The 14,117-nt window shown below is 42.4% G+C and carries 17 protein-coding genes; 14 read left to right on the forward strand and 3 right to left on the reverse strand.

All coding sequences use genetic code 11. From position 1 onward, the window contains the following. The first annotated feature begins 62 nt into the window (after positions 1-62). The 9 genes from BJI48_RS00480 to hemB all read left to right on the forward strand — a co-directional run bounded on the left by BJI48_RS00480 (position 63) and on the right by hemB (position 7,736). Positions 63-569: a 3-isopropylmalate dehydratase small subunit gene (locus tag BJI48_RS00480; RefSeq protein WP_095330704.1), complete on the forward strand. Its 507-nt coding sequence runs from the start codon at positions 63-65 to the stop codon at positions 567-569. Further along, positions 566-1,630: a 3-isopropylmalate dehydrogenase gene (leuB, locus tag BJI48_RS00485; RefSeq protein ID WP_095330706.1), complete on the forward strand. Its 1,065-nt coding sequence runs from the start codon at positions 566-568 to the stop codon at positions 1,628-1,630. Before BJI48_RS00480 ends, leuB begins: the two co-directional genes overlap by 4 nt. A 7-nt stretch (positions 1,631-1,637) precedes the next feature. Beyond that, the gene (locus BJI48_RS00490; protein ID WP_095330708.1) at positions 1,638-1,895 is read left to right on the forward strand and encodes a tetratricopeptide repeat protein; all 258 of its coding nucleotides are present in this window, start codon (positions 1,638-1,640) and stop codon (positions 1,893-1,895) included. Beyond that, positions 1,886-2,170 (forward strand): hypothetical protein, encoded by a 285-nt coding sequence (locus BJI48_RS00495; protein WP_095330710.1) that lies wholly within the window; start codon positions 1,886-1,888, stop codon positions 2,168-2,170. The genes BJI48_RS00490 and BJI48_RS00495 overlap by 10 nt, the downstream gene beginning before the upstream one ends. 174 nt (positions 2,171-2,344) lie before the next feature. Then, positions 2,345-3,025: a response regulator transcription factor gene (locus BJI48_RS00500; protein ID WP_095330712.1), complete on the forward strand. Its 681-nt coding sequence runs from the start codon at positions 2,345-2,347 to the stop codon at positions 3,023-3,025. A 10-nt stretch (positions 3,026-3,035) separates the two neighbouring features. Next, a complete protein-coding gene (locus BJI48_RS00505) occupies positions 3,036-4,301 on the forward strand; it encodes an ArsS family sensor histidine kinase (RefSeq protein ID WP_095330714.1) in 1,266 nt (421 codons plus the stop codon). A 63-nt stretch (positions 4,302-4,364) separates the two neighbouring features. Continuing rightward, the gene (gene purF / locus BJI48_RS00510) at positions 4,365-5,759 is read left to right on the forward strand and encodes an amidophosphoribosyltransferase (protein WP_095330716.1); all 1,395 of its coding nucleotides are present in this window, start codon (positions 4,365-4,367) and stop codon (positions 5,757-5,759) included. A gap of 3 nt (positions 5,760-5,762) precedes the next feature. After that, on the forward strand, positions 5,763-6,743 hold the full coding sequence (locus BJI48_RS00515; RefSeq protein ID WP_095330718.1) for a TIGR01212 family radical SAM protein: 981 nt from the start codon (positions 5,763-5,765) through the stop codon (positions 6,741-6,743). 15 nt (positions 6,744-6,758) lie between these two features. Next, on the forward strand, positions 6,759-7,736 hold the full coding sequence (hemB, locus tag BJI48_RS00520; protein WP_095330720.1) for a porphobilinogen synthase: 978 nt from the start codon (positions 6,759-6,761) through the stop codon (positions 7,734-7,736). Here hemB and BJI48_RS00525 read toward each other — a convergent pair. Next, complete coding sequence (locus BJI48_RS00525; RefSeq protein ID WP_095330722.1) at positions 7,722-8,342, reverse strand: outer membrane beta-barrel protein; 621 nt, start codon at positions 8,340-8,342, stop codon at positions 7,722-7,724. The two genes, hemB and BJI48_RS00525, sit on opposite strands and share 15 nt — an antisense overlap. 242 nt (positions 8,343-8,584) lie before the next feature. Between BJI48_RS00525 and BJI48_RS00530 the strand changes: the two genes are divergently transcribed. Continuing rightward, on the forward strand, positions 8,585-9,319 hold the full coding sequence (locus BJI48_RS00530) for a YebC/PmpR family DNA-binding transcriptional regulator (protein ID WP_095330724.1): 735 nt from the start codon (positions 8,585-8,587) through the stop codon (positions 9,317-9,319). 3 nt (positions 9,320-9,322) lie between these two features. Here the strand turns inward: BJI48_RS00530 and BJI48_RS00535 are convergent, their stop codons facing one another. Next, on the reverse strand, positions 9,323-9,712 hold the full coding sequence (locus BJI48_RS00535) for a hypothetical protein (protein ID WP_095330726.1): 390 nt from the start codon (positions 9,710-9,712) through the stop codon (positions 9,323-9,325). A gap of 48 nt (positions 9,713-9,760) precedes the next feature. Then, a complete protein-coding gene (gene lepA / locus BJI48_RS00540) occupies positions 9,761-11,551 on the reverse strand; it encodes a translation elongation factor 4 (protein WP_180763010.1) in 1,791 nt (596 codons plus the stop codon). Between the two features lie 150 nt (positions 11,552-11,701). Here lepA and BJI48_RS00545 point away from each other — a divergent pair, with 150 nt between their 5' ends. Genes BJI48_RS00545 through acpS form a run of 4 tightly spaced genes read left to right on the forward strand, consistent with a single transcriptional unit; the run spans position 11,702 to position 13,608 of the window. Beyond that, complete coding sequence (locus tag BJI48_RS00545; protein WP_095330731.1) at positions 11,702-12,067, forward strand: hypothetical protein; 366 nt, start codon at positions 11,702-11,704, stop codon at positions 12,065-12,067. An 8-nt stretch (positions 12,068-12,075) separates the two neighbouring features. Further along, positions 12,076-12,699 (forward strand): 16S rRNA (guanine(966)-N(2))-methyltransferase RsmD, encoded by a 624-nt coding sequence (gene rsmD / locus BJI48_RS00550; RefSeq protein WP_095330733.1) that lies wholly within the window; start codon positions 12,076-12,078, stop codon positions 12,697-12,699. After that, the gene (gene fliL / locus BJI48_RS00555) at positions 12,692-13,228 is read left to right on the forward strand and encodes a flagellar basal body-associated protein FliL (protein ID WP_095330735.1); all 537 of its coding nucleotides are present in this window, start codon (positions 12,692-12,694) and stop codon (positions 13,226-13,228) included. The genes rsmD and fliL overlap by 8 nt, the downstream gene beginning before the upstream one ends. Further along, positions 13,225-13,608 carry a holo-ACP synthase gene (gene acpS, locus BJI48_RS00560; RefSeq protein WP_095330737.1) on the forward strand — a complete coding sequence of 128 codons (384 nt, stop codon included), beginning with the start codon at positions 13,225-13,227 and terminating at the stop codon, positions 13,606-13,608. Before fliL ends, acpS begins: the two co-directional genes overlap by 4 nt. Positions 13,609-14,117: the final 509 nt, after the last annotated feature.

Consider the following 14,117-nt stretch of genomic DNA (forward strand, 5'->3'; position numbering starts at 1 on the left):
ATAAAGGAATTTTTAAATCAAACTTGCTAAAATCAACAAAAACTAAATGACTGGGAGTGGCTATGGAAAACAAAACAGGAAGTGTTTGGAAATTTGGCAAAAACATCGATACTGATATTATCATCGCAGCCAGATACCTCAACACCAGCGATGGCAAAGAATTAGCAAAACATATTATGGAAGATGCTAGGAGTGGTTTTTCGCACCTGATTTCCCCGGGGGATTTTATTGTCGCTGATGAAAATTTTGGTTGTGGCAGTAGCCGAGAACACGCCCCCTTAGCACTCAAAGAAGCCGGTATCACAGCAGTGCTTGCCCCATCGTTTGCAAGGATTTTTTATCGCAATGCTTTCAACACCGGCCTATTGATTTTAGAAGTTGCCCAAAATGACATCGACACCATCGCTGAGGGCGACAAACTCCAAATCAATCTCACAGAAAACAAAATCACCAATCTCACAAAAAATCTCACATACGCTTATGCCAAAATCCCGCCATTTATGCTGGAGTTGCTTGAGTGCGGGGGCTTGATGGCTTATGCGAAACAACAGATAAAGGAAAGTATGTGAAAACCTACAATATAGCCCTCATCAAAGGCGATGGTATCGGACCTGAAGTCATCGCTGAAGCTACCAAAGTTTTAGATAGAGCCAGCCAGATTTATGGCTTTAGGCTCGCATATGAGGATTTTTTGATGGGGGGATGTGCTTATGAAGCGCACAAAACCCCTTTGCCAGAAGCGACTATTACAGGCTGCCTCCAAGCTGATGGCATTCTTTTTGGGGCGATTGGGGGGAGCAAATGGGATAATCTACCCCGAGAAATGCGCCCTGAAAGCGGGCTTTTGTCTTTGCGAAAAAAGCTCGAAGTATTTGCGAATATCCGCCCTGCTATCGTATTTGACGAACTTTTGGAAGCTAGCACGCTAAAACCTGAAGTCATCAAAGGCGTCGATCTTATCGTTATTAGAGAGCTTGTCGGGGGTATTTATTTTGGAGAACCCAAGGGCAAAGATGAAAATCGAGCCTACAACACGATGGTTTATACCAAAGCAGAGATTGAGAGGATCGCCAGGGTGGGGTTTGAATTTGCCAAAAACAGAAGAAAAAAACTCTGCTCAGTCGATAAGGCAAATGTGCTTGATGTCAGCGAGCTTTGGCGTGAGGTCGTTAAGCAAATCGCAAAAGAATACCCCGAAGTCGAGCTTACCCATCAATACATCGATAATGCCAGTATGCAACTCATCAAAAATCCCAAACAATTTGATGTGATTTTGACAGGGAATCTTTTTGGGGATATTTTGAGCGATGAAGCCAGTATGCTTACCGGCTCGATCGGCTTGCTCCCCTCTGCAAGCATTGGCGGGAAGGCCGCCTTGTATGAACCCATTCACGGATCAGCCCCTGACATCGCTGGGATGGGAATTGCCAACCCGATTGCAGCAATACTCAGTGCTGCAATGTTGCTCCAGCACACACTCAAAGAATCCCAAGCAGCCCAAGCAATCAATAATGCGGTCCTAAAAGTCCTCAAAGATGGCTATCGCACCCAAGACATCGCACAATTTGGTGCAAAAGAAGTTTGTAGCACCTCCCAGATGGGCGATCTGATAGCAAAAAACGTGCAATGAGGTCGCAATGAGTTTTAAAACCATCACGCTGGCAAGCATTTATGAGCTTCAAGGGTTCAAAGAAGAAGCATTAGAGATTTATGAAAATATCCTCAAAACAGACCCGGATAATCACGAAGCAAAAAGCGGGATCAAGCGCCTCAGCGAGAATGCCAAAACCCCCAAACCCGCCACAACAAACATAAAAGCCAAAGAATTATTTATACACGCCTCCAGCCAAGAAGAATTAAAAACATTTGAAAGGTGGTTATTACAATGGAATTAAAAGATATGATTCTCCAAACCCTCTCAGAAATAGAAAACGTTCCTAGCAATTCTCAAAGCGATGACACAGACAAAGCGAATGTCTCTGTAGCCCAAAATCCATCCCATCTACCCAAAAGCGAGCTGGAATTACTGCATTCTTTGAGAGAAAAAACGCTCGTGCTGTTTGAGGGGTTGCAATCCCCACAAATCAAGGATTTGCCAATGAAACTCGATCTTGTAATCAACTATCTGCAATACCAGCTTTGTATGATTGATGAGAAACTAAAAGGCTAAATCCCTCGTTGATATTACCAAAGCGCAAGACTTTTAGTCATTTTATGCTAACACATACAAAGCCCCTCATTGCGTATGCTTTTGCCCTATGTTTTTACTTGGAAAAAATATCTGTTATTTATAAAATTTATAGTATGATTCAGACCAAAAAATATCTCTTATATAAGGTAAAAAATGCTAAAAGTATTGATGATAGAAGATGATATAGAACTCGCAGAGATCTTGAGCGAATACCTCAAAGCCCACGATATTGAAGTTACCAATTATGATGAGCCTTATACGGGAATGAGTGCGATTGCGACCCAGCCCTATGATCTTTTGTTGCTGGATTTGACACTGCCAAACCTTGATGGGCTTGAGGTTTGCAAACGTGTTGCGAAACAAAAAAATATCCCTATTATCATTTCATCTGCTAGAAGCGATCTTGATGACAAAGTCAAAGCCCTTGAATACGGCGCTGATGATTATATTCCCAAGCCGTATGACCCCAAAGAATTGCTTGCGAGAATCCATTCTCTTTTGAGACGATACAACAAAAAAGGTGCAAAAAACGAAGAAAAAGATAAAAGCACCATTTTCAGGATAGACAAAGACAGCCGAGAAGTGTTTTTTAAAGACAAAAAACTCGAACTCACCCGTGCAGAATACGAAATCCTCACGCTCCTTATCAGCAAAAAAGGACACGTGTTCTCACGAGAAGCCATTGCGATCGAATCAGAATCCATCAACCCCGAAAGTTCAAACAAAAGCATTGATGTCATCATCGGGAGATTGCGTGCCAAAATTGAAGAAGATCCCAAAAAACCACAATACATCATTTCTGTTCGGGGCGTAGGCTACAAACTCGAATCCTAAAAGCCCCACAATGAAAACCTCGATATTTTTTAAGATTACCATTTTATTTTTATTTGCCCTGTTTAGTTTCTCCGCCTTTTCATTTTATTTTATCAAAACCCAAATCGAATACGAAAACAACCAATCTGAAATCAAATACCGCCAATTCACCTCCACCATCAACCAAATCATCGCCCATAATGGCAGTATCGAACTCATTGAAAAATACCTCAAAGATTTGGGCTTTGAGACAACTTCAGAAGCCAATATCAAGCAAGCCTTGCTTAATTACAAAAAACTCCCGCCTGGATTTAGTGGCTTACTCGCTAAAACCATCAAAAACAATAACGAAATTTTTATCCTTTTGGAGACCCAAGACAAAGCCACGCTTTATAAAGATACGTTCAAAACCTCTTATCAAAACTATTACCTCATCACATTTGCGGGCATACTTCTATTGATATTTTTATTCACACTTGTCATCAAAAGCCTCTTGCCACTCAAAAGACTTCGCCAAGAAATCCGCTATTTTTCCAATGGCAAACTCAATATCAATTGCAAAATCAACCAACAAGATGAGATTGGCGAGCTTGCGAATGAATTTAACAATGCCATCAAAAAAATCAGTGCCTTGAATGAATCACGAACGTTATTCCTAAGATCGGTAATGCACGAGCTCAAAACCCCGATTACAAAAGGCAGAATCACCGCAGAAATGGTTGAAAATCCCTTGCAAAAAGAACGCTTGACCTCAGCATTTGAGCGCCTCAACACCCTTATCAATCAATTTGCCCAAATCGAGCAACTCTCCTCGCAAACCTACAAAATCCACAAAAGAGAATTTTTAGTCGATGAACTCATCGAACACACCAAAAAAATGCTCCTGATCGACAAAATGAGTTGCGACCCTATCACGCTTTTATCGCCAAACGACCTTATCAAGGCTGATTTTGAGCTTTTTGCTATGGCGGTCAAAAACATCTTGGATAATGCCATCAAATACAGCTCCGATGGCAAAGTCCTCATCAATACCGACAAATATAGCCTCATCATCGCCAACAAAGGCAACCCCTTGAAAATGCATTTCAAAGAATATTTCAAACCCTATTTCAAAGATTCCACAAAAGGCACTTCACAAGGCTTCGGGCTGGGAATGTATATCATCAAAAACACCCTAGATGCGCAAGGCTTTAATATCACCTATGAACACAAAGAGGGCACAAATTATTTTATCATTCACGGCTGTATTGTCGAAAATTTCTGTATCGTGCCGAAAAAATCCCGCCCACAGACATAAAATGCCTTTATCATTTTATTGGTTACATTATGGAATAATGCTTGAGCTAAAAGGGAGACTCGCTTGAAAGATTGGAATGAAAAATGCGCCGTCGTCGGCATCTACAACGCTCACAACGCTTCGATACTCAGTTATTACGCACTTTTTGCAATGCAACACAGGGGGCAAGAAGCCAGCGGTATCAGTGCTGCAAATGGAGAAAAAATCTTTACCCACAAAAATAATGGGCTTGTAACCAAAGTTTTTGATGAACCCACCCTAAAAAAACTCCAAGGAATCGCAAGTATCGGACACAACCGCTACTCCACAGCGGGGGAAGACTCTATCGATGATTGCCAGCCGATTTTTGCAAAATACAGCCTCGGTGAGCTAGCAATTGTCCATAATGGCAACCTCACTAACGCCAAAAAAGTCAGAAAAGGCTTGATTGATGAGGGGGCGATATTTCAAAGCCATCTTGATACCGAAAACCTCATCCACCTCATCGCAAAAAGCCACAAATCCCAACTTGTCGATAGGATCACTGACGCCCTAGGCAAAATAGAAGGGGCGTATGCGCTGGTATTTTTGTCCCGAACCAAAATGTTTGCTGTGCGCGACCGATATGGGCTACGCCCCTTGAGCTTAGGGAAAATCACCAATCCCGATGGCAGTATCGGCTATATCGTTGCGAGCGAAACCTGTGCGTTTGATCTCATCGGGGCTGAATATATCCGTGATGTCAATCCTGGCGAAATGCTTGTTTTTGAAGGGGCGTATTCCAAGCATATCCCCATACCCAAATCCATCAAAATCTTTGAACCAAACCCCAAACCCTGTATCTTTGAATATGTTTATTTTGCCCGCCCAGACAGCAAGGTTTTTGGAAGAAATGTCTATGAAATCCGCAAACAAATGGGTATCGAGCTTGCTAAAGAACACAACATCCAAGCCGATATGGTTATCCCTGTCCCTGATAGCGGGGTAGCTGCTGCCATCGGGTTTTCAAAACAGAGTGGCGTGCCTTTTGAGCTTGGTATCATCCGCAATCACTACGTTGGCAGGACATTTATCGAACCCACCCAGACCGCCAGAGAACTAAAAGTAAAGTTAAAATTAAACCCCATCGCTGAACTCATCGCAGACAAAGAAATCATTGTTATCGATGATTCCATCGTGCGTGGGACGACTAGCAAGCAAATTATCAAGATACTCAAACAAGCCGGTGCAAAAAAAATCCATCTTTTTATCAGTTCGCCCCCAACGATTTCTCCTTGTTATTATGGCGTAGATACTCCAGAGAAATCCCAGCTCATCTGTGCGAATCATACCCTTGAAGAAGTCAGAGAGTTTATCGGTGCGGATTCATTGGCATTTTTATCCTTAGAGGGGCTTAAAAAAAGCATTCAAAGCAGTGATGATGAAGCATTTTGCCAAGCCTGTTTTGATGGCAACTATATCACTATACCGCAGGAATAAAAAGTGAAAAAAATACTCACTATTGGAAGATATTTCAAATCCAGATTTGGGCAAAGGGTCAGAAAAATCCCCATTTCACTACAAGGATTTACTTGCCCCAATATCGATGGGAGCGTCGCCAAAGGCGGGTGTATCTACTGCAGGAATGAGAGCTTCTCACCCAGTATTGTCAAGATTTCCAACCTAGACACACCAGCGAATGCACCAAAAATTGAGATGAATTTCAAAATCACACAAAACCCGCTGTTAGAAAATCAAGTCGCCCAGCTCAAAGAACAATTCAAATGGCATTCAGAATTTCACAAAAATAAATTTGAAGTCAGAAAATATCTGGTGTATTTTCAATCCTACACCAATACCTATGCCCCATTTGACACGCTCAAACGGCTCTATCAAGAAGCCCTTGCCTTGCCAAATGTCGTGGGGATGAGTATCGGCACACGGGTTGATTGCGTCGAAGATAGGGTATTAGATTTACTGGGTGATTATGTCAAAAAAGGCAAAGAAATCTGGCTGGAATACGGCATACAATCGGTTTATGATGAAACGCTAAAAGCCACCAATCGAGGGCATTCCACACAAGGGATGGCAGAACTTTTCAAAAAAACGAGACAACGAGGGATCAAAGTCTGTGCGCACCTTATTTATGGGCTACCCAAAGAGACGCCTGAAATGATGTTGCATTCGTTAAAAACGATTTTGCAATGGGGCGTTGATGGGCTAAAAATCCACCCCCTTTATGTTGTCTCTGGCACGTATTTAGAAAAACTCTATCTTTCCAAAAACTACACACCCATTGCGCTTGCTGACTACGCTGATTTGATCGTTGCATCACTCAAGATTATCCCCACAGATGTTGTTGTCCAGCGCGTGAGTGCAGGCGCACACGATGAGACATTGCTCGCCCCAAAATGGTGCTTTGACAAAAATATCCAGATGCGCTATCTGCGTGAAAAACTCAAAAGTGCGGGGATTGAATACTAAGACAAGGAGAAAAAGATGTTCAAAAGATTGCGCCGTTTGCGCCTAAGCTCAAATATTAGGGAACTAATCAAAGAAACAAGGCTTGATATTAGGGATTTTATTTACCCGCTTTTTGCAATTAGTGGCAATGGCATAAAAAATGAAATCCCCTCAATGCCAGGCGTTTATCAAATGAGTCCAGATGTTATCGTAGAAGAATGCGAGCAACTCAAAACGCTTGGGATTTATCATATTTTGTTATTTGGAATCCCCTCACACAAGGATTCTTGCGGGAGTGAAGCCTTGAGTGATACGGGCATTGTGCCTAAAACCATCCGTGCTATCAAAGCAAAACACCCTGATATTACCATCACCGCTGATCTTTGCTTTTGCGAATACACTGATCACGGGCATTGCGGTATTATTGATACCAAACTCAAAACCGTCGATAATGATGCCACGCTTGAAATCTTAGCCCAGCAAGCTGTGGTGCTTTGTAGCTCGGGAGCGAATATCATCGCACCCAGCACGATGATGGATGGTATGGTATGGATGATTAGAAACCAACTTGATAAGGCAGGTTTTAGCCATATCCCAATAATGAGCTATTCGACAAAGTTTTCGAGTGCGTATTATGGACCATTTCGAGAAGTCGCCCAATCAAGCCCAAGCTTTGGGGATAGAAAAAGCTACCAAGAAGACCCCGCTAACCGCAAAGAAGCCATCCTTGAGAGCCTCAATGATGAAGCCGAAGGTGCTGATATATTGATGGTCAAACCCGCCCTAGCCTATCTTGACATCGTTCGAGACATCAGGGAGAGGACACTGCTCCCTTTGGCAGTCTATAATGTCAGTGGCGAATACGCAATGCTCAAAGCCGCCCAAACGGCTGGGATTATTGATTATGAAAGCGTGATGATAGAAACGATGCTTAGCTTCAAGCGAGCAGGTGCAGATATCATCATCAGCTACCACGCCAAAGAAGTCGCTAAATATCTTTTAGATAGAAAATAAAAACTGGTAAGAAATCCCGTAATAAAGGTTATTGAATTGCCTCGTTATCGGGATATTTTTGTATTGGTCTGAATCGTATTTGCCTTTTGAAAAAAATGGTATCCCCAAGCCAGTTTCGAGGCGATGTCTCCCATTGATAGTTATATTCAACCCGAGATTAAATAACAGCTGATTGGAGATAATGTTTTCATTTTTTCGCCGATGATAGGAATTGAAATAAGCCAAACCACTAAAAAATCCAAAATCAAATTTGCCATCGCTGTAGTAATTAAACAAATAATCCACCCCAATCCTGCTCGCCACTCCAGAAAATAAATCAAATTTATTTAAACTATTGAGCAATTTGATATTAGAATACCCCAATCCCAACGACGCGCGAATCGCATTTTTTTGACTAAAAAAATACTCCACCCCAATATCGCCTCCAAGATAGCCCGCATAACCATAGCGCTTTTCATCTACATACCCCACACCTGCTTCATAAAGCTTGGAGCTATAAATACTATCTGTGCCCCGCGTATCCACACCGACAAACAGCCTCAAATCGCTCGCAAACCCCAGGGTGGCAAACGATAAAGTAATTATCAAAAATTTAATCTTATCCATCCCTATCCTTAAAATCACAACCTTATTTATCAAATATTATAACAAAAACCGCTAAAACTCGTTGATATTTCTATATCACACCGAACAAACTCGCGTACGCAGGTCAAAATGCTTTATGGGAATAAATAAATATTTATCCTTTCAAGGTGGCATTAGGATTTTAATCCCAAGCAATCACGGGTATTCATTGAAACTTTTATAGCGCTTTTGATATAATCTAGCCTAAAAACTAGGAGGATAGATTGGGAAGAGCATTTGAATATCGCCGAGCTGCCAAAGAAAAACGATGGGACAAGATGAGTAAGGTTTTCCCCAAACTTGCCAAAACCATCACCGTAGCTGCCAAGGAGGGTGGTATCGACCCTGAAATGAATGCCAAACTCCGCACCGCCATCGCTAATGCAAAAGCCCAAAATATGCCAAAAGATAATATCGATGCCGCTATCAAGCGGGCTTTGGGCAAAGATGGCATATTCTCAGAAGTTACTTATGAGGGCAAGGCAAGCAATGGGGTGCTGATTTTCATCGAATGCACCACAGACAACCCCACACGAACCATCGCTAACATCAAAAGCTATTTTAACAAAACGCCCGGAGCAAGTATCGTGCCGAATGGCTCGCTAGAATTTATGTTTTCACGAAAAGGTGTGTTTGAGTTTGAAAGACAAAACATCGAAGCTATTGGGCTTTCGCTTGATGAACTTGAACTTGAGCTTATTGATTATGGATTAGAGGAGCTTGAAAGTCTCCAGACTCAAGAGGGAGAAATCCTCTTAGCCTACGGGGATTACACCGATTTTGGCAAGCTCACAGAGGGTTTTGAAAAGCTAGGGATTCCTATCAAAAATGCCCTACTAAAAAGAATCCCCAACAGCCCTATTTCGCTAGATGACACCCAGCTGGGCGAGGTCGAAAAATTGCTCGATAAAATCGAAGATGATGATGATGTCCAAGCTGTTTATACCAATATCAACTAAAGCCTACCATCCCCGCACAATGATATGGCAACGCAAGCAACCGGTAAGTATCCCATCAAAAGCCTTGTAAGCACCCGCCATATTTTTTTGATTGAGATATTTCCCCATCAGTGCCATTTCCTCATCCATTCGGGAAAAATTATTAAAAATTATCTCATCAAATTGCCTTTTTTCCAAAGGAAGATAAACCTTAGGATTGATGCCTTGAAGCTCGATAAAAGATTGTTTTATTTTCTCTCTTCCCTCATCAATCAAAGGGCGTTGGTTGTGTAAAAATCCTTTTAATATCAAACGAACCGAATACTCCAAACGTTGCATTATCTCAATCATATTCATCGTATTATCAGCATAAAGATTTGAAGCCAATACCCAGCAAAATAAAAACTTTTTCATCTTTTATTCCCCCTTTGCTAACAATTTACAAACGCCACCTTTTTATAATCAATCGATTTTCAGCACCGCCAAAAATGCCTCTTGAGGGAGTTCGACCTTGCCGATGGCTTTCATTCGTTTTTTGCCCTCTTTTTGTTTTTCCAAAAGTTTTCTTTTTCGGGTAATATCACCCCCATAGCATTTTGCCGTTACATTTTTGCCCATCGATTTAACGGTCTCGCGTGCGATGATTTTATTCCCCACGCTTGCCTGAATAGCGACTTCAAATAGCTGTCTGGGGATGATTTCTTTCATCGATTCTACCAACGCCTTGCCTTTCTCATAAGCCTTGTCCTTATCGACAATCACAGAAAGCGCATCCACAACCTCCCCAGCAACCCGCACATCAAGCTTCACCAGATTGCCCTCTTGATAAGCAATGGGTTCATAATCAAAGCTCGCATAACCCTTGGTGCAAGATTTTAATTTATCATAGAAATCCATCACGATTTCATTGCTTGGGAGGGCATAAACAAGCATAACACGGGATTCATTGAGATATTCCATTTTTTCTTGGATCCCCCGACGCTTTGATAGCAATGTGATGATATTACCCAAGTATTCGCTAGGTGTGATGATAGAAGCCCGCACATAAGGCTCTTTGATACAGGCGATCTTTTGCTCAGGCGGGAGTTCGCTGGGGTTTTGCACCCACGCTGTTGTCCCATCTGTGAGTATCACCTCATACACAACGGTCGGGGCTGTGGCGATCAAATCAAGTCCAAATTCCCTCTCCAAGCGTTCTTTGACAACTTCCATATGCAACAAGCCCAAAAACCCCACCCGAAACCCAAAGCCCAAAGCCACGCTAGTTTCAGGCTCAAAACTCAATGCTGAGTCATTCAAACGCAGTTTGTTGAGGGCTTCACGGAGTTCTTCAAACCTATCCGTATCGATAGGATAAAGCCCAGCAAAAACAAATGGCTTTGCAGGCATAAAGCCATCTATAGGGCTACTCACGGGATTTTTGGCATCAGTTATCGTATCGCCTACTGCCATATCTGTAAGGCTTTTTAGACCCAATGAAATGATACCAATTTCACCGCATTGGATTTCTTTGGCAGCAATCTTATGCACCGGATGGGGATAATACAGCCCCAAAACCTCGTGTTTCTTGCCTGTGCTCATCACCAAGACTTCCTGACCTAGCGTGATTTTGCCATCTTTGAGACGCACAAGGGCGAGCGCTCCAAGATAATTATCAAACCAAGAATCATAAATCAATGCCTTCGTCGGGGCATTTTCATCACCATTTGGCGGGGGAATCTGGCGGGCAATCCTCTCTAACAAAGTAGCGATACCCACGCCACTTTTGGCACTCACGCAAACCACATCCGTGCAATCAATTCCAATCGTAGCCTCGATATCTTCGGCGACACGGGCGGGATCTGCAGCGGGCAAATCGATTTTGTTGATAACAGGAATGATCTCAAGGTTGTTCTCAAGGGCGATATAGACATTTGCAATCGTCTGGGCTTCCACACCTTGCGTCGCATCGACAACGAGCAACACCCCCTCACACGAACTTAGCGACCTAGAAACCTCATAGCTAAAATCCACGTGTCCAGGCGTATCGATGAGATTAAGCACGTAGTCTTCCCCATCAAGATGATAATTCAATCGCACCGACTGGGCTTTGATAGTTATCCCACGCTCTTTTTCGATATCCATCGTATCCATAATCTGCGCACTCATCTCGCGCTCGCTAATCCCGCCACATTCTTGAATCAAGCGATCAGCAAGCGTGCTTTTGCCGTGATCAATATGGGCAATGATAGAAAAATTCCGTATATGTTGCATTCCAGCCATCAACTAAAACCTTGATTTTTTGGGTATTGTATCAAATTATTGATTCAAAATCTGCCTGCAAGCAAGATGGTAATTGTTTGGCTTGTATGGAATTTAAAGGTTAAATCTGTATGATTAGCCAAAATATTTTCGGAGTTATGCGTGAAAATTTCTATTATGTGCCAATCAACCCTCCTCCAAGAGGCGCTAAGCTACTATCTCAAAGACAGCTTGAGTGATTTTGAGGGATGTGATTTTGTCATCTCCGATATGCCGATGAATGCCCACAAGCCCGTTTGTCTCATCACCGCCGATCAAAATACCAACATCTGCAAGCCATTCACGCAGGCAAGCCTTTTGAGAGATATTCAAACGTTTTATCATTCCAAAATAAAACCTACCAAAATCACAAATAACGCCATCACAACCAAACTGCTTGAAAACCCCGAGCTCAAAACCCAAATCGATTTGATTCTGGAAGAATTTTCAAAAAAAATCTACCAAACCCTAAAAAATCAAACCCCTTAATCAACGGAATGAAAATAGCAAAAAATAAATCCACCATCAAGATCATTGCGGGTAAATTTAAAGGTATCCATCTGGAAATGCCCCCCTCATCGCAGACACGATCAAGCAAATCTATCCTCAAAGAATCGCTATTCAACACGCTTGGGGCAGAAGTCATTGGCACGTGCTTTATCGAAGCGTTTGCAGGGATTGGTTCTATCGGATTAGAAGCCCTCAGCAGAGGCGCTAAAGAAGCGTTGTTTTTTGAACAAAACCCAGCAGCATTCCAAACCCTCGCTAAAAATATCGCTTTTTTGCACGCAAAAGATCCCGCCATCTCCACGAATTGCTTCTTGGGAGACACCTTTGCACTGCTCCCTGAAGCCATCAGAAAAATCCAAACCCCAAAAATCATCTACCTCGACCCGCCTTTTAGTTTTAGACAAGATTGTGCGGGCATTTATGAAAAATGTATTTTATTATTGCAAGAAATTTTAGATTTGAATTTATTTTTGATTATTTTTGAACATCTAAGCGATGAAAAGTTACCCAAAAATATCGGACATTTCAGTATAATAAGGCAAAAAAAATTTGGCAAAAGCTCATTGAGCTATTACGCCCCATCCCAATACGCAAAGGAATCCAATGGCTGAAGAAAAAGAAAACACCGAGCAACAAACGCAAAATAAAAGCAAAGCCCTGCTTTTTATTATCATCGGGGCGGTTATTTTTATGCTTATTTTAGGGGGCATTGTCGCAATGCTCCTTTTGAGCGGGGGTTCAGAGGAAAGCATAGAATCCCAACCGACGCCAGTAACTCAAAATGTCCAAAAAAAACCGCAGGCTTCAGCTTCTAGACATTCCGATTATATGAATGTCGGACCGCTTTATCCCATCGCCCAGCCATTTATTGTCAATCTCGTAACCCAAAGCGGGAGGCGCTACCTCAAAACCTCTATCACGCTCGAGCTTAGCAATCAAAAGCTCCAAAACGAAATCGAAGCGAAATCCACCATCATTCAAGATACGATTATTGAGATCCTATCATCGAAATCCATCGAAGAAATCGCCACCACAAAGGGCAAAGATAGGCTCAAAGATGAAATCGTCAATCGTATCAATAATTTTCTCATTGATGGCTATGTCAAAAACGTCTTTTTCACCGATTTTGTTATCCAATGATTGGGATTGACATCGCTTCCATCGCACGCATTGAAAAAAATCTTGCGCGTTATGGCGATATTTTTTTAAAAAAATTTCTTTCAGATGAAGAAATCAAACTGCTCGCTACCCCATCGGGTTGGAAAGCTTCGAGCGTAGCAGGCTTTTGGGCAGCCAAAGAAGCGTGTGCGAAAGCCTTGGGTGTGGGGATAAGCGAGGAGTTGAGATTTTTTGATATGCACCTATCCAAAAGCCCCAAAAATGCCCCAATAATGAGGCTAGAACAAAACAAAATGCAAGCCTTTCGTATCAAATCTATCCATTTGAGTATCAGCCACGATGGGGGATTTGCGATCGCTGTAGTAAGTCTGGAAAAACGCCGTGCATTCGGGTTATTTTAACCACGCCATCACTGCGAATCCTAAAATATTACCCCATAAAGCTTTTATTGATTTTATTCAATTCTCTACAGACTCCCTGCGTAGCAATCTTCAGGTTTGCTTCCAAACAAACCGAGTAGAAACAATAAACGGGTCTTCAGATTCGCTAAGCGAATCGAGTTTAAAATAATGTTTTTGGTCTCCCGCCTTTTTATTTTTTTTATTATGCAGGGGGCGAGGTTCTACCTGCGAAGCGCCCCCCGTTTCCCCCTTAACCCCGCCTCCCACTACACGCCCCCTTAATAGGTGAGATGACAGGGCGTAGCGGGCTTTGGTTTGTTGGCGGATAAGATTTAGAAACCTTAGAAATTTTACCCACCCGCCCCAAGTTGATGACCAGCGGTAGCTGGGAATAAAACGGGTGGGTGGGTCAGAATACTTTAGGAACAGGAGGAGCGTTAAGGTTAAGCCAACTGCTTGGCTTCACTAGCTCCGCACGGCGATTGCGATGTGCGACTATAAGGAGCATA

The sequence above is a fragment of the Helicobacter sp. 11S02596-1 genome (assembly GCF_002272825.1).
In the GTDB taxonomy this organism is placed as follows: domain Bacteria; phylum Campylobacterota; class Campylobacteria; order Campylobacterales; family Helicobacteraceae; genus Helicobacter_J.

What these genes read in the sequence shown, in the direction of transcription:
- BJI48_RS00480 (WP_095330704.1), top strand. Translation starts at nt 63, where the DNA reads ATGGAAAACAAAACAGGAAGTGTTTGGAAATTTGGCAAAAACATCGAT.
- BJI48_RS00490 (WP_095330708.1), top strand. Translation starts at nt 1,638, where the DNA reads ATGAGTTTTAAAACCATCACGCTGGCAAGCATTTATGAGCTTCAAGGG.
- BJI48_RS00495 (WP_095330710.1), top strand. Translation starts at nt 1,886, where the DNA reads ATGGAATTAAAAGATATGATTCTCCAAACCCTCTCAGAAATAGAAAAC.
- BJI48_RS00500 (WP_095330712.1), top strand. Translation starts at nt 2,345, where the DNA reads ATGCTAAAAGTATTGATGATAGAAGATGATATAGAACTCGCAGAGATC.
- BJI48_RS00505 (WP_095330714.1), top strand. Translation starts at nt 3,036, where the DNA reads ATGAAAACCTCGATATTTTTTAAGATTACCATTTTATTTTTATTTGCC.
- hemB (WP_095330720.1), top strand. Translation starts at nt 6,759, where the DNA reads ATGTTCAAAAGATTGCGCCGTTTGCGCCTAAGCTCAAATATTAGGGAA.
- BJI48_RS00525 (WP_095330722.1), bottom strand. Translation starts at nt 8,342, where the DNA reads ATGGATAAGATTAAATTTTTGATAATTACTTTATCGTTTGCCACCCTG.
- BJI48_RS00535 (WP_095330726.1), bottom strand. Translation starts at nt 9,712, where the DNA reads ATGAAAAAGTTTTTATTTTGCTGGGTATTGGCTTCAAATCTTTATGCT.
- lepA (WP_180763010.1), bottom strand. Translation starts at nt 11,551, where the DNA reads ATGCAACATATACGGAATTTTTCTATCATTGCCCATATTGATCACGGC.
- rsmD (WP_095330733.1), top strand. Translation starts at nt 12,076, where the DNA reads ATGAAAATAGCAAAAAATAAATCCACCATCAAGATCATTGCGGGTAAA.
- fliL (WP_095330735.1), top strand. Translation starts at nt 12,692, where the DNA reads ATGGCTGAAGAAAAAGAAAACACCGAGCAACAAACGCAAAATAAAAGC.
- acpS (WP_095330737.1), top strand. Translation starts at nt 13,225, where the DNA reads ATGATTGGGATTGACATCGCTTCCATCGCACGCATTGAAAAAAATCTT.